16 protein-coding genes are annotated in these 20545 nt (G+C 45.8%); 5 read left to right on the top strand and 11 right to left on the bottom strand.

Translation table 11 applies throughout. The features are described from left to right. The first annotated feature begins 6 nt into the window (after positions 1-6). A complete protein-coding gene (locus ACR6HW_RS02000) occupies positions 7-705 on the top strand; it encodes a hypothetical protein (protein WP_455729501.1) in 699 nt (232 codons plus the stop codon). A 21-nt stretch (positions 706-726) separates the two neighbouring features. On the opposite strand, the gene ACR6HW_RS02005 is transcribed toward ACR6HW_RS02000, so the two are convergent. From ACR6HW_RS02005 to ACR6HW_RS02040, 8 genes are all read right to left on the bottom strand, one after another. Then, complete coding sequence (locus tag ACR6HW_RS02005; RefSeq protein ID WP_455729502.1) at positions 727-2730, bottom strand: methyl-accepting chemotaxis protein; 2004 nt, start codon at positions 2728-2730, stop codon at positions 727-729. Positions 2731-2739: 9 nt separating this feature from the next. Further along, on the bottom strand, positions 2740-2994 hold the full coding sequence (locus ACR6HW_RS02010) for a hypothetical protein (RefSeq protein WP_455729503.1): 255 nt from the start codon (positions 2992-2994) through the stop codon (positions 2740-2742). A 21-nt stretch (positions 2995-3015) separates the two neighbouring features. Continuing rightward, positions 3016-4704, bottom strand: coding sequence for an EAL domain-containing protein (locus ACR6HW_RS02015; RefSeq protein WP_455729504.1), 1689 nt, complete (start codon positions 4702-4704; stop codon positions 3016-3018). 106 nt (positions 4705-4810) lie between these two features. Beyond that, a complete protein-coding gene (locus ACR6HW_RS02020; RefSeq protein WP_455729505.1) occupies positions 4811-6844 on the bottom strand; it encodes an EAL domain-containing protein in 2034 nt (677 codons plus the stop codon). A 369-nt stretch (positions 6845-7213) separates the two neighbouring features. After that, complete coding sequence (locus tag ACR6HW_RS02025; protein ID WP_455729506.1) at positions 7214-8545, bottom strand: sensor histidine kinase; 1332 nt, start codon at positions 8543-8545, stop codon at positions 7214-7216. Between the two features lie 13 nt (positions 8546-8558). After that, complete coding sequence (locus tag ACR6HW_RS02030; RefSeq protein ID WP_455729507.1) at positions 8559-9299, bottom strand: LytR/AlgR family response regulator transcription factor; 741 nt, start codon at positions 9297-9299, stop codon at positions 8559-8561. 158 nt (positions 9300-9457) lie between these two features. Continuing rightward, positions 9458-10894, bottom strand: coding sequence for an aldehyde dehydrogenase family protein (locus tag ACR6HW_RS02035; protein WP_455729508.1), 1437 nt, complete (start codon positions 10892-10894; stop codon positions 9458-9460). 10 nt (positions 10895-10904) lie between these two features. Next, positions 10905-12071 (bottom strand): FIST signal transduction protein, encoded by a 1167-nt coding sequence (locus ACR6HW_RS02040; protein ID WP_455729509.1) that lies wholly within the window; start codon positions 12069-12071, stop codon positions 10905-10907. A gap of 194 nt (positions 12072-12265) precedes the next feature. On the opposite strand from ACR6HW_RS02040, the gene ACR6HW_RS02045 reads away from it, so the two are divergent. Further along, entirely contained in the window at positions 12266-12574 is a 309-nt protein-coding gene (locus tag ACR6HW_RS02045; protein ID WP_455729510.1) for a winged helix-turn-helix transcriptional regulator, read from the top strand. A 151-nt stretch (positions 12575-12725) separates the two neighbouring features. Further along, positions 12726-13994: an aerolysin family beta-barrel pore-forming toxin gene (locus ACR6HW_RS02050; RefSeq protein ID WP_455729511.1), complete on the top strand. Its 1269-nt coding sequence runs from the start codon at positions 12726-12728 to the stop codon at positions 13992-13994. A gap of 149 nt (positions 13995-14143) precedes the next feature. Here ACR6HW_RS02050 and ACR6HW_RS02055 read toward each other — a convergent pair whose 3' ends face one another. Continuing rightward, a complete protein-coding gene (locus ACR6HW_RS02055) occupies positions 14144-14665 on the bottom strand; it encodes a DJ-1/PfpI family protein (protein WP_455729512.1) in 522 nt (173 codons plus the stop codon). A 250-nt stretch (positions 14666-14915) separates the two neighbouring features. Here ACR6HW_RS02055 and gltS point away from each other — a divergent pair, with 250 nt between their 5' ends. After that, the gene (gene gltS, locus ACR6HW_RS02060; RefSeq protein WP_455729513.1) at positions 14916-16094 is read left to right on the top strand and encodes a sodium/glutamate symporter; all 1179 of its coding nucleotides are present in this window, start codon (positions 14916-14918) and stop codon (positions 16092-16094) included. A 202-nt stretch (positions 16095-16296) separates the two neighbouring features. Continuing rightward, the gene (locus ACR6HW_RS02065) at positions 16297-17376 is read left to right on the top strand and encodes a site-specific integrase (protein WP_455729514.1); all 1080 of its coding nucleotides are present in this window, start codon (positions 16297-16299) and stop codon (positions 17374-17376) included. Between the two features lie 221 nt (positions 17377-17597). Here ACR6HW_RS02065 and ACR6HW_RS02070 read toward each other — a convergent pair whose 3' ends face one another. Further along, the gene (locus ACR6HW_RS02070; RefSeq protein WP_455729515.1) at positions 17598-18383 is read right to left on the bottom strand and encodes an IclR family transcriptional regulator; all 786 of its coding nucleotides are present in this window, start codon (positions 18381-18383) and stop codon (positions 17598-17600) included. A gap of 39 nt (positions 18384-18422) precedes the next feature. Then, complete coding sequence (gene abc-f, locus ACR6HW_RS02075) at positions 18423-20321, bottom strand: ribosomal protection-like ABC-F family protein (protein ID WP_455729516.1); 1899 nt, start codon at positions 20319-20321, stop codon at positions 18423-18425. Between the last annotated feature and the right edge of the window lie 224 nt (positions 20322-20545).

The following is a 20545-nucleotide window of genomic DNA, read 5'->3' on the forward strand; positions in this document are numbered from 1 at the left end:
GTTCTTATGTCTATACGTTTAAAAAGCGAAGTCAAACAATTGCTACGCGAACCGATTATGGTTCTGTTTTGCCTTTTACCTCTGCTGACGCCGCTGGCATTTAAAGGGTTAATGCACCCTTATCTCGCACACTATTACCCCTTCGCCGTCGAGCACTACACGCCTTATTTTCATTACATGGCATTTGTTTTGGCACCGGGACTTCTTGGGGTTGTCGTCGGATTTAGAATGCTTGACGATCGCGACGGTCACATCTTCGAACTGATGCGTGTTACCCCACTCGGCGCTTCGGGGTATCTCTACTTGCGCCTCGTGTTTACGGCAGTGCTCACCGGTTCGTATGCCCTCTATACTTACGTGCTCTTTCGTCCGTCTTACCTTCTCCCAACCGCTTTAATCGGCCTTGTCATTCTACTCGCCCTATACGGTGCCGTTCTCGGCTTGTTGCTCTTCGCTTTGGCGCCGGACAAAGTCAAGGGGTTGACTTATGCAAAAGGCTTGAACCTGCTGCTGTTGTTTGGATTTGTCGACTTGCTGGATCTAGGGGGGCTCACATGGCTGGCGCGGCTTACCCCGACCTACTGGACATGGCGCTATATCGATGCGCCATCAATAACCGGACTTGCCATAGCTGTCGTCGTTCACGGCATTTGGCTTTCAGGCTGTCTTCTTCAGTTTAAAAAAAGCAACCACACAGCGCTTTAAGCTACGTGGTCGCTTTTTTACTTAAATCTTAAACTGATCAATCATTTGATTTAAATCACTTACAGCACCTGAAAGTGTTTCACATTGTGCCGTAATCACCATTGCAGATGATGCATTTTCCTCCATTGAGGCGGTAACCTCTTCTGCCCCAGCGGCATTGCCTTCGGCTACAGATGCCAACCGCTCAATGCGATGGACAAGTGCATTTTTGTGCTCAGTCATTTCTTGAGTTGACCGGACAATCCGCTCTTTAATCACCTTGACAGCATCTGTCGCATTGGATATCGCTTCAAAGCGCTCATCTGTGTTTTTAACCCCTTCAGCTTGTTTTGCAACGACGCTACGCGCTCTTTCCATCTCCTCTATGGCTTCTTTGGAATCGGACTTTAACTCTGAAATTATCTTTTTGATTTCGTCAGCCAGCTTTATAGAATCTTCGGCCAACTTTCGAATTTCTTCTGCGACAACTGCAAATCCCCGGCCTGCTTCTCCCGCTCTTGCCGCTTCAATAGCGGCGTTTAAGGCCAAAAGATTGGTCTGATCTGAGATGTTTTGTATCATACCGCTCACCGCTTCTATTTTCTCTGCGTTTTCTCCGTTTTTATGGATAATGTCAAAAACAGAGCCGGCTACAGCTTCGTTTTCTTTGGTAGATGTCAAAAGTGCCGACAAGAGCTCCAGTCCTTTGTACTTCTCGGTTTCGATGCTCTCAGTCGCTTTGTCGAGCTGATCGACAAGTTTAAAATTTTCTTCGACGACGGTATTCATCACGGCAACACTCTGCGCCGCCGCTTCAGAATCCGACGCTTGCTCGGTTATCCCAGAAGCAATATCCTCCATGGCCTTAGAAATGTCTTCAGTAGCGTGAGCCGACTGTTCCGAAGCCGTAACCAAATTTTGAGTTGAGGCGGCAATCTCTCCCGTGCTGGATTGTAGCTGCATCATTAAAGACGCGAGGTTGCTGCGCATCTTCGAAAGTCCTGCCGCCATTTTCCCAATTTCATCTCGACGCGAATCGTCACTTCTGTGAAAAGCTCTAACGGTAAAGTCGTAAGACGCCATCCAACCGATTTCCTCTGTGACTTCTTTAATTGGCTGAGCAATTTTCGTACTGGCGTAAAAGACTACGCCCACGCCTATCAAAAGAGAGACGATGAAAAAGATGGCTAGAACTTTAAACAGCGCTTTTATATTGGCCAACGCTTCTTTTTCAGACATTTCTACTGCTAAAATCCAGCTGCCTTCTCCCACCGGTGTAAACGCTACCAGTCGATGAACATCTTCGTACTCGTACTCCCCTGTAAATAGACCCTCGTTTTCAATAGCCCCTTTTAAAACCTTTGCCAAAGACGCAAACTCACCATTGGCGCCCGGATTTTTAATAGCGTTGTACTGCTGACGAACCAACTCCATATCGCGGTCGCCAATGACCGTCCCCTCGTCGTTAATAAGAAAAGCCGTTCCGGTTTCTTTATACGCTATCGCCGAAACTACTTCACTTAAAAAATCTCCACTTTCAACCCCGTAAAAGACGCCGATAACTTGATTGTTTTCATATACCGGTGTTGCAAAAACCACAACGGGTTCCCCAGTTGTCTTACTAAACAACACGTCGGATACATTGGATTCTCCTTTAACTGCCTTTTTAAAGTAACTCCGATCGGCAATATCTGCTGTCGGCTGTCCCTTGCGAAGTTCTATAGCACTTCCGTCTGTTTCTGCAAATCCGAAAGTGACAAATCCCGCCCGTTCAGCTTCTGCTTCCAAAAATCGCACTTTCTCCTCTAAAGACATGCCGCTTTCAAGTGCCATCAACTGCGCTATGCCGTCGACGTATTCGAGTTTGCCAAAGCCGATGGCCCGTATATACTCCGATTCTGAATAGGCGATAGCACTCAATGTCGAATAGGCGCTATCGGTCATATCTTCACTTACAATTTTAAGTACGGCTGCCCCCACGGCGATTAAAACTAGGCATATAATCAATGTGAACACCGCCGTCAATCTCATTTTTATTGATTTCATAACGCCCCCCTAAAGCACATCTGAAAATTTATTGAGACACGCTCGACACGCGTCGGGATGCCCCAACTGTTCGGGTTCAATGCCCATTTTAATCTGAGAGGTCAAATATTCGGTTAAAGATCGTGTGTTCAACTGAATCTTATGCGTTGCGATTAAGGCCACACCTTTGTGCTCGTGAATAACAAACCCGTTTTCAAGTGCGTGCTCGATAACCTCTTCCCATTTACTATCGAACGCTTCTTGCTGTTGCGTCATCTTTTTCATCTATGGCCGTCCTCCCTTTAATTAATAATAGTCTGCCGTCGCCTGCGGATAATGTGTTTTAACGTCTTCAATAGCCACGGGTCTGGAGAAAAAACACCCTTGAAAATATTCGAAACCGATTTTTTTTAGTGTCATATACTGCAGCGCATTTCCCACGCCTTCCACAATGACTTTCACCCCGTGAAAACTGCAAGTTTTTAAAATAACCTCTAATATTTTTTGACTTTTTCTATTGTCTTGGACATCCACGACAATGGTTCGGTCAATTTTTAAAAAATCTAAATTGAGTTCAGCCAACATTACGATATTGGCCGAACCGGCACCGAAGTCATCTAGGCCCACGCGAATGTCTAGTGCCCTCAGTTCTTTTACCACCTTGCTTAAAGATGTTACGTGCTCTACAGGTACATTGCGTTCAGTGATTTCAATCTCTATAAACGGTCTCAGATCACTATCCAGCAAAGCGTTGACGATTTTCTTTAAGAAATCTTCACGCAACAATGTCGTATGACACATATTAATCGCAATTGGCACTATGGGAGCCCCCGCTTCTTTCCAAAGGCTCAACTGCTCTACTGCTTTGTAGAAAACAAAAAAATCAATTAGGTGAGAAAGTTTGTTCTTCTCAAGCACTTTAATAAAGTCTATAGCGCTGTCGCATTTGTTGGGCGCGCCCCCATCTACTCGAATCAAAGCTTCAAGTCCCGAAACCGCACCTGTAGCACCAAATACCTTGGGCTGATAGACGATGTAGACGTCACCGGTCTCAATACGCCTTAGAATCTCGCCGTAACTCAATAGGACATTTCGCTGTGTCAGACGGTACGTCTGCTTCACTGTAATACAGCTTTTGCCGTTATTTTTAGACTGGTATAGACGCTCGTCAGCAAGACCGATTAAACGCTTTGGCGTCAGTACATCGCACTCGGATGCCATTACACCACCAATGCTGAACGACAGCTGATTTAACACCTCTATTTCTGAAACGACAGCGCTGGCAGTGGTCAAGTACTCTTCTAAGCGCTTTAAAAAAGTATGACATGTGATGTCGTAAAAAACGACGATGAACTCATCGCCGCCGTAGCGCACCACATAGTCCCCGCCTGTACTCCGAAGCCCGTTTTTTAAATGATTGACTACGCCGACCAATACCTCGTCTCCCACCGGATGTCCCCAGTTGTCGTTAATCGACTTGAAGTTATCGATATCCACTATGGCAAGTGCCATATCCGTTCCCAGTTGTGCTGTTTTCTTCAGCGCTATGGGCAACTGCTCATTCAGGTACTTTCTGTTATACGCCCCTGTCAACTCATCGGTATACAGTTTTGCTGTCGCCAACTCGAACTTGTGAAAAAAACTGTGCACGGTTTCGTTGTTCGTCTTAAAAAAGTTTCTATCCTCGAGTTTTACAGCGTTCTCAAGCACCAGTTCGCACCCTTCCACATTCACATAGCGAAGCACCACAAAGTAAACATCTTTTCCTAAAAACTCAAATTTGGTATACCGATTTTGTTCCACTAGCGCGCGGGCGGAAAGGCAATTCTCGCAAGCATCGGATTTTTGCCATACGTGAAAACAAGAATAGCCTGTTCGGCTGATGCCACAGGTCTCAAGTTCACAGACCTTCCGTTCAATTGGATCAACCAGTCGTACGCTGTCGAACATTTTTCGTGCGTAATAAATTTCTTTTTCAATTTCCTCTCGCGTCATACACGTCCTCGTCATGGTGTCTCACCTAACCATCTGTTTGTCTCAGTACTATAACACATTTCCCCGCCTGCGCCTTCCATTCGTCATCATCAACCGGTTTATCGGCTTATTCTGCATCTACTCCCCCCACTTCTAAATAAAACGGCATAACGGCCTCTTCAGCTAACGGTTTCGCAAAGTAATACCCCTGAAAGATGCTTACGCCCAACTTTTTGAGGGTCGCCACTTCCGCAGCAGTCTCCGTCCCCTCGACTACCACTTCCAAACCACAAGAAGTAGCTAAAGCGACTATGCTCTTGACGATTTGCTGTCGATGTAAATCGCCGTCAATCCCTTGAATAAGCATGCGGTCAATCTTCAGAACGTCAAAAAAATCCTTGAGAACATAGCTCAGTGAAGCGTGTCCCATGCCAAAATCGTCTATTGCCACGCGAATTCCCCTTTGTTTGAGACGATGGATATGCCCATAGAAGACAGCATCTGTACTAACCAATGTATTTTCAGTGAGTTCGATTTCCAGATAGTGATGGTCTATTGACAGGTGCTCTATCATTTCGACCACACCCTCTGAATAGTCGACATCCTTGCTCAATACATGCGGGTCAATATTGACGGCAATAGGCAGCTTGACACCGTATGCAGTACGCCATTGATGCCATGTGCGCGCATTTTCTTCCGCTACCACAGACATAAACAGCACCTCCAGCTCAAATCGATTGACAATCTCCATCACGAGCATTGGCGAGATGGGCCCGGCTTTTGGATGTAACCAGCGTACCAAAGCCTCCACACCCACGACGCCAACCCCACTTTTAACTTTGGGCTGGTAAAGAAAATACACGGCCCCAGTTCTGTTCTTCAACGCGTGTTCCAAATCGGACTTTAAATACACCAATGTGCGATAAATGGCGCTGTACTCGTACTGGTCGACTTTACGCTTATCTGTTTTAAGCCATGTCTCAACCACGTCGACTTTTTCCGCCAGTCGCTTGTTGTTGTTCACCACCTCGCGCTTGACAAAATAACCATAGACGCTATAGGAAATCCAAAGGTTAGCGCCTTGCAGAACTACACCCCAAACCGACTCCGTTAAATAATACCCCGAAAAGAAAATCGGGGTGACCCAACTGATGTTCTCGTTGACCACCTGTATGGCACCTATGGCGATAAAGAAGTACGTCGTCAGTGTTAAAGCAATCGGCACAAATATGAAGGGCAGAAGATAATTCAAATTTAAAATAACCGGTATGCCAAACAGCAACAGTTCGTTGATGTTAAAAATGGACTGCAAGAGGCCCATCCAATAAATACGCGCCGTCTTACCTTCGTTTCGATGTCTGAAAAAAGCCAAGACAAGTCCGAGTGTTGCACCGCTGCCTCCGAGATAGACGAATGTGTCGATCATCTTTTTACTCATGTTCAGCATATCCAGCGCGCCCCCGTAATGGTCCATGACTATGCGCCCGCCGTGTAGGCCCACAAACCATAAAAACTGAACGGAGAGAGGCAGAGTTATCAAGCTGTGTTTGCCATTGTACAACCAGTCGAATTGGCGCCACAAGTCAATTCGTACAGTGTCTATTCCCGATAGAAACAGCACTTTTATCACCAAGACGAGGGCCATTAGCACCGCTATCGGCAAAATGGCATCATACGCGTCTTGTACAAAGGGATTCAAGAAAGGATTTTCCCATTTCGACAAGCGTTTCTTTAAGGCGTACAAGCCGATATAACATTTTACGCCGATGGCGCTTAAGACAATGGCGAGAAAAACACTTGAAAACGCCGGTTCGAGCTTCGGGATAAGCGCTGTTTCTCCTGCGCCTATTAAAAAAGCCATCGATAAATTCGATAGGACAAAAAAAATGGGTGGAATATCGCATTTTCTTATAAACGCCAATTTTTCACCGTAAAAATACGTCACGAGTATAAAAACATAAATCGGTATTGCCAACAAAGTGACACTTTCTATGCCGTGAAGCATTTTATAAACGGCCTGCGTCTCATGAAGACCAAAATACGTTCGACCTACATTGTCCACCGCTACTGCTGTCGCACCGATTAAAAGTGCAGGCATCAGACACCACATTGCCGATCTCACAGATTGAAAAATCGGCCACTCACTGTAATTCTTATGCATAAACGCCCCCCACGACTCACCCACCAAAACTCTTTTTATTTTACAACATTTTATCTTAATTGATAAAACGTCGTCCTATTTGACGTGTTTTTCGTGATAGACGACACCTAGGGTTCAAGGCTTGTTGTCAAACAACATTTGATGCGCTTTCAGCTTTTCAAATCGCCTTTCGCTGACGTGTTCTCGCGTTGAACATTCGCGAGAAAGCTTTTGGCTCAAGGCTTGTTGTCAAACAACATTTGACCCACTTCCAGCGTTTCAAATCGCCTTTCGCTGACGCTTTCTCGCGCTGAACATTCGCGAGAACGCTTTAGGCTCAAGGCTTGTTGTCAAACAAATTGCCGCAGTGTTGTCACTGCGGCAAACGGTTTACGCTTTCGAATAAGGTTTGTATAATTTTACGACAAAAGTCTCTTTGCTTTCGATTTGAACGAAGCCACCATAGGCCTGTATGATTTCCTCCACAATTTTTAGACCTAGACCATGCCCCTTCGCCTTTTTCCGCGACAACAGCTTTCGGTTTTTCGCCTCGACAATGCCATCAAAAGCATTTTCAACGACGACGACACTCCAACCGGCACTGTTCTTGGAACGAATTCGAATAAAGCGGCAGGCCCTTTCAGGTACCTTTAGGTTGGCCTCAATGGCGTTGGTCAACAGGTTGTTGTAGATGCGTATGGCATCGATGTCCTTGATGCCGCAGGTGGTTTGTTTCATCAGAAGTTGAGCCTCAAACCTGATACCGTGACGCTCACATGTACGATGCGTCTCCTGAAGCATGGCATCCAATAAGATATTGTTAGAGTAGCGATGAATGCTGAGATCGTGTGCCGCAACCACTTCTTCGAACTCCGAAATGAGATGTAATTTACGAGGGTACTCCTCCGTAGAGACCGCTTGGTGAAGTGCTTGAATAAGACCGGTATAGTCGTGCCTAAGTTTTTGATAGTGCTCCAGCTCTTTTTGAAAGGCGGTGTAATGAGCTTTCTGTGATTGAAGCTGTGTCTCCAGTGCCTCAATGACGTCAAACGTATGTACCGGTGTTACTGAACGCTTGTAAAATGAAAGACTGGAAAACAAATTGCTGAACAAGATCATGGCGTAGACGATCAAATAAACCAATGGGTGTAAATCGATAAAGTAAACACTTCTGACGAGTAATTGTAGCAGTGTCAAAATAAAAACACTGACGTTTACAGACATGAGCTCACGCGACTTGTAGTTAAAGGTCACCGCCCCCCTATTGGGCAAAAGGAACCGAACGATTCCAATGAAGAACAACATGCAAAGAAGGCGTGAAACTGAAGATGTAATGGAAAAGAGCATTCGGTCTACGACGACTTCATCCAGCGGAATCCCAACCATAAAAGAGACGAGCGAAGTCGTCGCGCCTATAAATGCCAACTGATAGAAGTTGTTCATTAAGCTCAAGTACAGTGCCTGTATAGGCGTCGCCTTGAAAATCCAGAGTACTTCTAAAAACACCAAAAGCAGATAGAGAAAATAGATCTTCGATTGATGAATGTAAAAAATACGCTGTACGATAATCCCCAAGAGATTGATTGTAACTGCCGTCGCCACTTTAACCGCCGTATAAGTTCTAGCTTCTAAAAAGTGGTCGATGTACCAAAAGACCACTAGACAGTGCAGGCCGATCATAGTCAGTCCTATGACGGTTGCGTAGCTGTATGACGTCCCCATAACCCCTCCCTCATTAATAGACGTCTATACATTGACGCTCTAAAAAATTGCCATAATTTTCTCTAAAACTGTTTTTGTACTTTCGACTAATCGGTACGTGTGCTTGATTTTGTAAGATGATTTCATCTGCACTCACCGACTGAATAGTTTTCATATTGACAATAAAAGAGCGATGGGTCCGCACAAACTGCGTACCGCTCAACTTGCTTTCAAGTTCGTCCATCGTCAAATAAAATTGTACTGGATCCTGTACCGATTGGTGTCCATTGGCGTGAACAATCCGCCTTTTAATTTCAAAATAAGCGATGTCGTTGAGGTAGAGTCGAATATTCTTTTTAGACGTTTGGATCACCAGATATTGAAGTGCTGTTGTACGCACTTTTTCCCTTACTTTAATAAAGGTTTCGCGAAACTTTTCACTGGCGAGCTGCTCTTTTAATATATACTGAAACGGTTGCGTTTCAAAGACGTCAAAAACGTGTGTACGGGAGTTTGTCAAGTAGATAATCTCTCCTTTGTAGCCGAGCAACCGAATCTCTTCAGCCAGATGGATGCCGTTCATCGAAAGCAAATCAATGTCTAAATAGGCAACTGTCGCATTTGTCAACCAGTCGCTGCTGTTGAACAACATGTTTTCCCCGGACTGATATGTGACAACGTTCACATCGTCTCCGATTGAAGCTGCAATAGATTCCAAACGTTTCCTGCAGCTCTGCAAAAACGCTTTTTCATCATCACAGATTATAATGTCCATTCGGCACCTCCTTATTTTTTTAGTACGTTCATTATACAAAAGTCATTTTTTTTAAACAACCCCTGTTGTCGTATTTTTTTTAACAATTTGATATTTCGGTATATATTACAACCAAAAAAAGGACGCACCGACAACCTGCGCGCCCCTCTTTCCACTTCTTATTTTAGAACATCTTTCAAGACCAACGTCTTGGTTAAACTCATTTCCTCCAGTGTGCTAGAAACACCTTCCGTCCCAAGACCACTGTGTTTGTAGCCTCCAAAGGGCATTTCAAAAGATCTGAAAAAGCTCGACCCATTGATTACCGCTACCCCCGCTTGAAAACCATGTGCCACCCTAAATGCACGGCTCATATCCCTCGTAAAAACACAACTGCTAAGACCATACACTGAAGTGTTTGCTATAGCAAGAGCTTCCTCTTCCGTTTTAAATGAAATAATGGGAATCACCGGCCCAAAAATCTCCATATCTCTCGCTACAGCACTCTCAGGTGAAACGGAATCTATCACAGTCGGCATATAGAAAGCGCCTTTTCGAAGCCCTCCACACACCAAGCGTCCACCGGCTTCGACAACCGCCTGTACTTGCGCTGCCACCGCTATCGCCGCTTCTTCTGTTATCAGGCACCCGACATCGGTTGAATCGTCCATGGGATCGCCCACTGTCAGCTGTTCCAAACGGTCTACAAGGCGTTTTATAAAAGGCACTTTTACCGACTCGTGAACGATAAATCGCTTACTCGCACAGCAAATTTGTCCTGTGTTGTATAGACGTCCACTGATAGCTGCCTCTACAGCCAAATCGAGTTCTGCATCTTCAAAGACGAGAAAAGCGTCGTTGCCACCGAGCTCCAAAGCGACGTGTGCCAAGTGCCCAGCTGCTCTTTTTGCTACGTCTTTCCCCACTTCAGTGCTGCCTGTAAAGGAGACGAATGTCACAGCTTCATGAGCGACTACAAGAGGCCCGACGATTGCACCATCACCCGTTAAACATTGAATGGCCCCTCTAGGGACACCGGACTCGGCAAGTAATTCCGTCAACCTGAGAACAGTTAAAGGATTCTTTGACGACGGTAGCACAACCGCGGCATTGCCCATAATCAGTGCAGGTGCAACCTTTTGGTCAAAGAGATCACACGGAAAGTTAAACGGAATAATACACGCGACAACACCTACCGGTTCTCTTACGGTGACTTGCATCGTCTGTTCCTGGCCGGGCTCAGTGCCACTAGGTATACTCATGTCGTACAAATGCTTTGCGCGTTCTACAAAAGCGTTAAAGGCTATGCGAATGTTGCCGATTTCAGCTTGAGCCTCTCTTATGGGTTTCCCTGTTTCTCTTGACAAAAGTTCTGAAAGTGCCGTATGTTCTGATTCAACTGCTTGAACAAATCGGGTAAGGACATTTGCCCTTTGATACAGCGGCACAGAGGCCCACGCCACCTGTCCGCGCTTGGCCCAGTCCATGGCAATTTCTACATCTTGAGCCGAGGCTTTTGGCACCGTATCAATACACGCCCCAGTCGCAGGGTTTAATACTTTGAGTGTTTGTCCATCAGAAGCGGCAACGCGCTGTCCACCAATTATCATGTTCATCTTCTTCCTCCTATTCTTCAAAACTGGTAAAAGACAGCATCAAGCCGCCACAAGTGTTTAGTCCGTCTTTTTCATAACCGTATTCGCCAAAAGTGAAGGTCACAATAAACGGCGTATCTCCGGCAACCGATTGAATATGTTTCTCTACTTCCGGCAGTCTGTCGCCAATGCCGACTTTTCTGCCGCCGCAGTGAACCAGATGATAGGCCCCAATTGCACTGGGGGAACGCTCTTCAAGTGTTATCATACTTGAAGAAACAGCGTCTATAAGCTCGTCGACAGTGGCTTCCACCTTAATAACAGTTGTGTGCTCAGAGACGTCGTTGCCTATCAACATAGAAAAATCGTCGTGTCCCAACATGGGGTGTCTTATAGCGACGAGATCCCCTAGTCGATCTTTTACACCGATGGGGTGAAGGATGGTTTCTATCAGCAATTGGCCTTTCAATAACTCCGCGACATCTTTTTGCATCCAGCGTGCATAGGTCACCAGTGCTTTTTCACCATTGATTTCACAAAGCTCTCGTCTCGACTTAGCTTTTGTTATAATCCCGCATTTGTCCGTTTCTCTGTAAGCGCCGGTAAACACATTGGTCATTTTTTTCTCGGAGTAAAAAAAAGCCACAGCGACCCCTTCAGAGACGCTTTCACATCCGGCAAAGACTTGCCACTCACCACAAATCTTTCTGTCGGCAGCACTTCCTCCAAAAAATGGAACGCGACCTATGACTTCCGTAATCCCCTTGAGATACAACTCTTCATCGCCAGGTGTCGCCGACATGTAAAAGTAATCCGGAGCCGTTTTTTTTCCCGCTGATACCAAAGCGCGTTTAGCCACTTCTACACCGGCAATCTGCGCGTCCAATCCTTTTTCCACACAGGCCACACCGGTGGTTAAAGAATCATCTGACAAGCCCATTATGCCGATAAAGCCGTCGTCCCCCATAGCCATCCCCTCCTGCGTTATGACGCCTTCGAAAGAGGTCCCACCGACCACCTGCGCGCCGGGAGCCGCTTCTGCTATCGATTTGAGCAGCACTTTGTGATCGAATGCGGAACAGGTGTAGACAAAGAGCAATTTAAGCGGAAGATTCTTCTCGAGAATTTTGCCCATTGCTTCTCGAACCGCCAACCGCTCGTCTGTCACTACACTAGAACCGGTTACAGCTTTTAACATAACTACCTCCTATTACATCCGACGCTCTCACTGCATTCAGTTTAAAAAAAAGCCTCTCATTTGTCTATCCCACCTTTACCATATGACAAACCTACTGTTCCACAATACGGAATCTCAACTGTTTTCTCATCGTTAAAAATCGTTTAAAATAATTTGTCGTTTTACAACAGCATTCATACAGAAAGGATGACAGTATGTACCAACAATCAGCCGCACACCGTACATTAAATCTCATTAAGGGCAAATGGAAACTTTCAGTTTTGATGTTAATCGGACGCGAAGGTCCCAAGCGTTTTGGCGAACTCTTAAATTGTTTTCCCGGCGTCTCCCACAAATCACTTGCCCAACAGCTCAGCGCCCTTACCAACGATCAACTTCTCATACGAACGGCTTACACCTGCGTGCCGCCAAAAGTGGTCTACACTTTATCGGATCGGGGAATGAGTTTGCTGGAGGTCATCTACGAAATGGAACGTTGGGGGCATCAACATGGCGATGCTTAAATTTACCATATAGCAATATGTATTCGTTACATTTTTTCTGTTATTTGTCTCATTCTGTTATAAACAGAGCCCTTTTGTGCTAAACTTCACAACAAAGCTTTTGATACGGTTGCAACCACACTTTCACTCAACAAAAAGAGGAGGATTTACCATGAAACAAAAAAATCTTTTGGCTCTGATACTCGTCTTTGCCATAACAGTACCGTTACTTACCGCTGTGCCCTCGCTGGCAGCCGTACAAAGTGACTTGTATGAAAAAGCACCGCTTATCTTACCGTTTTCATCAGATGAAGGCCTTATTAAAAGTGTTGTGACAGATAAAACATTTATTAAAAATCACGCTGAGCTCGCCGATGCAATGGGTTACGTATACACTTCAGGCTCAGACGATTACCTCCCGGGAGAAGGCGCTTATACGGTCAACTACCTTGGCGACGGGCGCTATGGGGTAAAATTCAACTACGACAAATCCGACCGCTACGCTCAAGGCAAGTGGGCAGACCAAAGATTCGAAATGATCTTCTCCAACTTTAAAGTGAACATCGACGGCAACACGTTGTCATTTGGAGAGCCGAGAATTACCAAGCTCGAACCGTCTGCAGTTTTCGTCGACATTGTCGAAAATCAAGACCCGGAGGCAACTGTGACCAAACATCCTAAATTCGTCTACACAACAGAATCGACGTGGGAGCGCACAGACGAATACACTTTTGGTCAAAGTCTCGGTATTGAAAATAAGTACGCCTTTAACGCGGGCTTTATGGGCACAGAAACGACCTTCTCGCTCAATCTCGATTTCACTCAAGGGTGGTCGACAAGCAAGGGAAGCTCTGAGAGCAAACAGTACGAGGAGGTCTTAGACGTAGAGCTTAAACCGCTTCACAAAAGTGTAGTCAAGTTTTTGGCTACGAAAGAAGAAGCTGATCTCCCTTATTCTGCCGATGTCTATGTGACCTACGACGTCACTTTCAAAGGTCTTTTGGGAGAAGAGAACCTTCACAACGCTCCGCCTGAGACCATTAACACCGACGAAGACTACTTTGCTGCACGTCAGCCGATTAGCGATGTGGTCGTCGAGACTACCTTCGGTGGCAACGGAAAGTCCGCAGCACAGGACTTACTCGACCAGTACCTATACGGACATGTTCAAGGATTCAGCGATTGGAACTTCAGCGCATATGAGGGCTATGGCTACCACGTAACCGTCCTCGACGCGCTCTCAAATATTATCAAAAAGAGATACGGCGGCGTCGCCACAGGTACTTTTAAGGCGCTTTCAAAAGTAACAATTCAAGGCATCGTCGAGCCGCAAGTTCCCACTTCATCGCGAGTTAAGCGTTCTTCAGAGCCATTTGGAGAGCTTACTGACGCTGTACAAGGTCTTTCCAACTTACACGATATCATCGTCACTGTCGACTAAACGCTATGTTAACAAGATATCCAGGACATAGAACAGCACTTGATAGGTTCTTGCGTATCAAACCGTTTGGTTAAGCCGTTGTTTTATCAACTCAAACAGGCATCCCCTTTTTATGAGAGGGGATGCCTGTTTTTTTCAGTTGAAGGTCTTTAATTTAAAAGTGCTGCAGCAATTGCCTTTCCAAACGCTTCGGCACCGTCGGGACCATCCGCTGTTATGATGTCTTTGTAGGGGACGACAGGGGCTTCTTGGTAAACGACCTCATGGGCCATCAATTGATGAATCATTATGTCCACCGGATAGCAAGTGCCCTTCCGCCCCGCTAACAAACCGGTTTGCGCTATGACGACAGCACCTGCACAGATACCGGCGACGAGTTTTTGAGAAGCGTAGGCGTCCCGTACAAACTTCAACAGATGCTCATCGTCCCAAAGGTGCTCAATGGTGCCGGTGCCGCCAATAATCGCAACGCAGTCGAAAGCGTTAACGGCAACTGTCTCGTAACAGACTGCCGCCTCGGCAGAACCACCGTAGTCCCCGTCGACAGTGGCAACCGTCGTACTCGCTACGGTGACTTCTATGTCCGCCGCTTCGAGAACAGCTTGGGGTTTAAACAGCTCGTCTTCATTAAATTTAGTCGGCGGGATAATCAGTAAAACTTTTTTCTTCATTTACTCACACTCCTTTTCAAATGATGTCATCATGCTAACACGAATGTAAAAAGTTGCAAATATCGCACTTTTTTGTGCGTTAGTAACCACGAGATTATAATAAAGCGCGCTCAAATAATTGTTTACAAAAAAGTTTAAAAAAAAATGTCCCTTTTTGTACTTCTAAAAACATGATACTTGTATAGGGGCTTTTATCGGTGGTACGAATAGAACTTGCAGAGTAGAAAGGAATTAGAATATGATCGTTAAAATGAACATGATACAGATGGCGGCTGTCTCCGTTTTGGTACTGCAATTGGGCAAATGGATTAGAAACAAAGTGGTTTTTTTGGACACATATTGTGTTCCCGCTCCGGTGGTTGGGGGATTACTTTTTTCTTTGCTGGCACTAGCCGCTAAAAACTTCTTTTTTTTAGAACTTCAAATGGACACGATGCTACAAGACTTTTTTATGATTGCTTTTTTTTCAACGGTCGGGTATATGGCCTCTATTAAAAAACTTAAAAGTAGCGGCAAAGAAGTGCTCTTTTTTTTGCTGGTCACCAGTCTTCTCGTGGTCTTTCAAAATTTAGTCGGTGTCTTTCTCGCCAATGTGTTTGACTTAAACCCACTAATGGGGTTGGCGACGGGGTCTATACCGATGACCGGTGGACATGGGACTTCCGCTTCTATGGCAAAAGTCTTTGAACAGTACAATCAACCGAGTGCATCGACGATTGCAATAGCTGCGGCCACTTTTGGCTTAGTTGCCGGTAGCGGTATGGGGGGGCCATTGGCTTCCCGCCTGATTCGTAAACACCATTTGCGACAGTGCACAGTGGAAGCTCAGCCCATTAAACACAATGAAGTGAGTCACCTAACGCCAGTTACTGCTCCCCGCCTCTTATCCGGCATGTCCGCCATATTAATCGCCATGGGGCTCGGCACCCTTATAGAGGGTGTGCTCAGTAAAACCCATATGAGTTTTCCGCCGTACCTCAGCGCTATGGTGGCAGCGGCACTGCTACGCAATATCTCAGATGCGCTACACGGTATCGAACTCAAGCACAATGAAATCGAAATGCTGGGAAATACTTTCCTGTCTTTATTTCTATCCATGGCCTTAATGGGGTTGAAACTTTGGGAGCTCGCCGATTTGGCTCTGCCGTTTGTCGTTATGCTCATAGGACAATCCGTGCTCATGGCCGCGTTTGCTTACTTTATTACGTTTAATGTTATGGGGCGGGATTACGATGCCGCCGTTATGGCTGCGGGACATTGTGGCTTTGGTATGGGGGCAACCCCCAACGCCATTGCCAATATGGAAGTGGTCACCTCCAAATACGGCTTCAGCTACAAAGCGTTCTTTATTATCCCCTTAGTCGGTAGTCTATTTATCGACTTTATCAACGTGACCGTCATTTCAATTTTTATCAACCTTTTTAATTGAACGACACACTGTGTAGAATAAGCAAAATGCTGTTTAGTACCTTTTGACGTTTTGGTGGACATAACAAATGACGCATAGTTAAAAAATAACACCGATAAAAGTACCATAAAGCAACAAGGCACCGTTTGCCCACCGAAGGCGGTGCAACTTTTGAAGACACCTGAAATGTAACCCATCCCTTGAATCAGAAAGAGGTATTTCAATGCCAGTATACAAAGACCGAGCTCGAGAAACTTGGTATGCAAAATTTAATTACAGCGACAGCACGGGATCCGTTAAGCAAAAATTAAAGCGGGGGTTCCATACGCCAACTGAAGCAACAGAATTTGAGCATGACTTTCTTACAAAAACACAGACGGCACCTACTATGCGTTTTTCGCACCTAGTGGCACTCTACATGAAAGATTGCAAACTCAGGCTGAAGCCGACCACTTATTTAAGTAAAGAATACGCCATTGATTCAAAAATAATGCCCTTCTTCGAGGCAATGCCCCTAGAGAAAATCACCCCCGATGCTATTAAAAAGTGGCAAAGCAGCCTGCTTCTCAGTGAAAAAAACTACGCTCAAACCTACCTCAAATTTCTCAACAATCAGTTGTCTGCCATTTTTAATTACGCAATGAAACACTATGAGTTGGCCGCAAATCCTGTGAAAATCTGCGGTTCCATAGGCAAACAAAATGCCGGGAGTATTGACTACTGGACTTTTGAATCGTTTAACGCGTTTATCAACTGTTCAGACAAACCCATGTACACGACACTCTATGAGATTTTGTATTGGACCGGTATGCGTATTGGCGAGTGCTTGGCACTTACATTAAGTGATTTGGACTTTGATAAAAAGACCGTTACTGTCAGCAAGAATTACGCAAGGCATCAAAAACAAGACTTAATTTTGGAATCGAGTACAGCTAAAAACAAGAGAACCATCGCTATCCCCGAGTTCCTCTGTACCCATATAAAACAGTATTTAGCCACGCGCTCTGACATCAAAGCACCTGAGAGAATTTTTACGATTATCAGAAAAACGGTGGACAAACACTTTTCTAAAACGCTTAAAGAAACGCATTTAAAAAGAATTCGATTACACGATCTCAGGCATTCACACGCCTATCTATTAATTGAACAAGGTTTTTCCCCAGCGCTCATTTCTGAGAGGCTCGGACACGAAAATATTCAAACGACACTACAGACTTACGGCCATTTGTACGATGTCGAACAGGCGAGCATCGCGGAAAAATTAGACAAACTCTACAGCGCTGTTAGAACCCTAGAACACTAGTGTCCTGTCTCGTTGAGATTTAATTAAAAATACCAGATAATCTGTATCCATGCAAGGCAAACTATCGACGACAATGCGGGATAGTGTCGAGAAATTTTAACGCCGCAATGATGCAGAGTAGATGAGCAGTTTTTTTAATTGTGAACGATACAGGACACAAGGACGGTAACCATTCAAAAACAATCTGTACGCAGTCACTGGCATACAGATTGTTTTTTGAGTTATAGAATCGTCTCTGTCGACACCGGAAAGCCCATCTCCTGCGAAAGCTTTTCCGCTATTGACTTCACGTAAGCGGCTACAGCGTCTATCCGTTCGTTTGTCAAGGTGTCGGTAGAACCACTGGCGCTGATTGCAGCGATGATTTCACCGCGATAGTCGTAAATCGGTGCGCTGATACAACGCAGTTCTCTATCGTATTCACCATTGTCTATCGCCCACCCTCTCTGCCGCACCCCGACCAACTCAGATTTTAGAGCGGCTATCGAGGTCGTTGTGGCTTCGGTGAAGGCTTCGAAGTTACAATTGGAAAGGGCGGCCTCTAATGCTTCTGCCGAAAATCTCGACAACAGACATTTCCCCAGTGAAGAACAGTAGGCCGGCACTCTAAACCCAATTTGAGAATAGAGCTTTATCCCAGAGAACATGTCCATTTTTTCCACATAAACCACCTCGTCGCCATCTAAAACACCGAGATGTGCCGTCAAATTGAGCTTAGAAGAAATCGCTCTCAAATAGGGACGCGCTTCTGTTTGCAGTTCTAAACTGTTGATGTAATAGCTGACGACTTCTATGAGTTTTAGCCCCACCTTGTACCGATTGTCTTCAGTTTTATCGAGGTAACCTCTGTCGTACAGCGTACCACAAAGCCTGTGCACCGTACTTTTCGACAGTTCGGTCTGTGCACTGAGTTCTGTAATGCCCATTCCGGAACGCTCGGTGCAAATTTGTTCTAAAAGGTCCAAAGCGCGTTCGATAGACTGTACATTTTGTGAGTTCTTTGACATAGCCGCTCCTTTATTTTTTTAGAATAGTATAACATACGCTTATTGTCCCAACGCATCGTACCACGCTTCATAAGCGCTTTCAAGTGCTGCTTCAACGCGCTCTTTGTCGGCGTGCAACGCCCCCAAACGCTCGTAATCATCTCCACAACCTGTCATTTCACTCTCAAGTCTTCGCAAAGTGTCTTCGAGTTCAGTCACTTTGGATTCAAGTGATGCTGTCGTCGGCGCTTTGACAGGCGGTTTCTGAGGCGCCTTTTTCTTAGGTTCAGGAGGCGCTTCTGTCACTTTAGGACGAGAGGCTTCTCTATAAGTGTCGTAATTACCGTCGTATGAAACCAACTCACCACGCTGTATGGCAACGACCCGCTGGGCAATGGTGTTGATAAAGTAGCGGTCGTGAGAGACAAACACCAAGGTCCCTTCAAAAGCGTCAAGTGCCGCTTCCAGTGTTTCTATAGCTTCTATATCGAGGTGGTTGGTCGGCTCGTCCAAAACCAGCACGTTGACATCTTCATAAAGAATCTTCGACAGTTTAAGGCGGATGCGCTCACCACCGGAGAGACCGGCCAACGGCGCAAAAACCCGTTCACCGAAGAACATGTATCGCGCCAAGTATTCACGCGCCTTCCCTTCGGCAATATCCAGGCCCTCTCGAAACGCTTCCAGTACAGAGAGGGTCTCGTTTGGAAACTCAATTTCCTGCGGCAGATAAGCGCTTTTGACATTGGCGCCAAAAACTGCTTTCCCCGCATCTGGGGTCTCCATTCCCAGGAGCATTCTGAGCAGTGTGCTCTTGCCGCTGCCGTTGGCACCTACCAGCGCAACGCGCTCTCGGTAGTAAATTTTAAGATTGGCCTGTTTAAAAAGAGATGTGGTCCCATACTGTTTTGAAAGCGCTTCTACGACGACGGTTTCTTCTCCGGTACGAGAGTGTACTTCCAAATCCAGACGCATTTGCGCCCCTTTGAGGGTAGGGTTTTTAAGGGCTTCTGTCTTGTCGAGCATCTTCTGAATACTGGCGGCGCGTTTGAAAAACTTGTTGTTATCTGCGCGTATTGCCCAGTCGCGCAGCTGCTTAACCTGCGCTTCCATTTGCTTCACTTCCTTCTTCTGATTGAGGTAGTCGGCATATTGAGCGCGTATGGCTTCTTCTTTCTGATGCTTATATGCGCTGAAGTTGCCCTTGTACGTCTTAGCGGCCTTGTCTTCAATCTCCACGATTTTGTTAACCGTTTTATCGAGGAAATAGCGGTCATGGGAAACGATAATTACAATTCCGGGGTAATCTGAGAGGAAAGCTTCAAGCCACTCGATGGCCTCTGTGTCCAAGTGGTTGGTCGGCTCGTCTAACAGCATAATGTCCGGTTTGTCCAACAAGAGCTTGCCGAGGACGGTTTTGGTCTTTTCGCCGCCGCTCAGTTGTCGAAAAGGCTTTTTCAAAAAAGAGTCGTCAAAACCGAGGCCTGTGACGATTTTCGCCAGCTTTTCTTGTGCTTCGTAGCCCCCTGCCGCTTCATACGCCAAGGTGACAGCGCTGTAGCGGTTCAACAGGCGCGACAATGCGTCGCCTTCTACCGCCTGCATATCTCGCTCGATTTGTCGCATCTCGCTCTCGAGTTCAAAGCACTTTTTAAAACTCTCTTTGAGCACATCGTACACCGTATGTGTCTCGGGGTAGCTCGGTATCTGGTCGAGATAGGAAATCGTCGCCTCTTTAGGTCTTCCTATGTAGCCCTTGTCGTACCCTCTGCTCCAAGAACCGATGTAGATGTTAAGTGGAATAAGCCCTGCAATTAACTTGAGCACGGTACTTTTGCCGCAGCCGTTTTCCCCGATTATGCCGACGCGCTCCCCTTCGTAAGCGCTAAAGCTCAAATCTTCAAAGAGCAAATGTGTGCCCATGTATTTCATAATGTGGTGTAAAGAAAGTTCAAACATTGAGTTCCTGCCTTTCAAAAATGACACTTCATTAGCACTTAGCAACTCTGCGCTTTTATCTGAGCCCTATGCCTTGAGCTGAACATAAAAAAACCGTAGAAAGCAGTTGACTCCTACGGTTTTGCGTACGCAAAATACACGTCTATAACGACGAAAACCCTCTGAGCACCTGCTAAATTGCCTTATTATGAAGTGTACGCTAAATAAACCTAATCTATAGGTTT

It is taken from the genome of Fusibacter sp. JL298sf-3, assembly GCF_053842995.1.

Excerpts from the sequence above, each read along its gene's own strand:
- ACR6HW_RS02000 (WP_455729501.1), top strand. The coding sequence starts at position 7 with ATGTCTATACGTTTAAAAAGCGAAGTCAAACAATTGCTACGCGAACCG.
- ACR6HW_RS02005 (WP_455729502.1), bottom strand. The coding sequence starts at position 2,730 with ATGAAATCAATAAAAATGAGATTGACGGCGGTGTTCACATTGATTATA.
- ACR6HW_RS02010 (WP_455729503.1), bottom strand. The coding sequence starts at position 2,994 with ATGAAAAAGATGACGCAACAGCAAGAAGCGTTCGATAGTAAATGGGAA.
- ACR6HW_RS02015 (WP_455729504.1), bottom strand. The coding sequence starts at position 4,704 with ATGACGCGAGAGGAAATTGAAAAAGAAATTTATTACGCACGAAAAATG.
- ACR6HW_RS02020 (WP_455729505.1), bottom strand. The coding sequence starts at position 6,844 with ATGCATAAGAATTACAGTGAGTGGCCGATTTTTCAATCTGTGAGATCG.
- ACR6HW_RS02025 (WP_455729506.1), bottom strand. The coding sequence starts at position 8,545 with ATGGGGACGTCATACAGCTACGCAACCGTCATAGGACTGACTATGATC.
- ACR6HW_RS02030 (WP_455729507.1), bottom strand. The coding sequence starts at position 9,299 with ATGGACATTATAATCTGTGATGATGAAAAAGCGTTTTTGCAGAGCTGC.
- ACR6HW_RS02035 (WP_455729508.1), bottom strand. The coding sequence starts at position 10,894 with ATGAACATGATAATTGGTGGACAGCGCGTTGCCGCTTCTGATGGACAA.
- ACR6HW_RS02040 (WP_455729509.1), bottom strand. The coding sequence starts at position 12,071 with ATGTTAAAAGCTGTAACCGGTTCTAGTGTAGTGACAGACGAGCGGTTG.
- ACR6HW_RS02045 (WP_455729510.1), top strand. The coding sequence starts at position 12,266 with ATGTACCAACAATCAGCCGCACACCGTACATTAAATCTCATTAAGGGC.
- ACR6HW_RS02050 (WP_455729511.1), top strand. The coding sequence starts at position 12,726 with ATGAAACAAAAAAATCTTTTGGCTCTGATACTCGTCTTTGCCATAACA.
- ACR6HW_RS02055 (WP_455729512.1), bottom strand. The coding sequence starts at position 14,665 with ATGAAGAAAAAAGTTTTACTGATTATCCCGCCGACTAAATTTAATGAA.
- gltS (WP_455729513.1), top strand. The coding sequence starts at position 14,916 with ATGAACATGATACAGATGGCGGCTGTCTCCGTTTTGGTACTGCAATTG.
- ACR6HW_RS02065 (WP_455729514.1), top strand. The coding sequence starts at position 16,297 with ATGCCAGTATACAAAGACCGAGCTCGAGAAACTTGGTATGCAAAATTT.
- ACR6HW_RS02070 (WP_455729515.1), bottom strand. The coding sequence starts at position 18,383 with ATGTCAAAGAACTCACAAAATGTACAGTCTATCGAACGCGCTTTGGAC.
- abc-f (WP_455729516.1), bottom strand. The coding sequence starts at position 20,321 with ATGTTTGAACTTTCTTTACACCACATTATGAAATACATGGGCACACAT.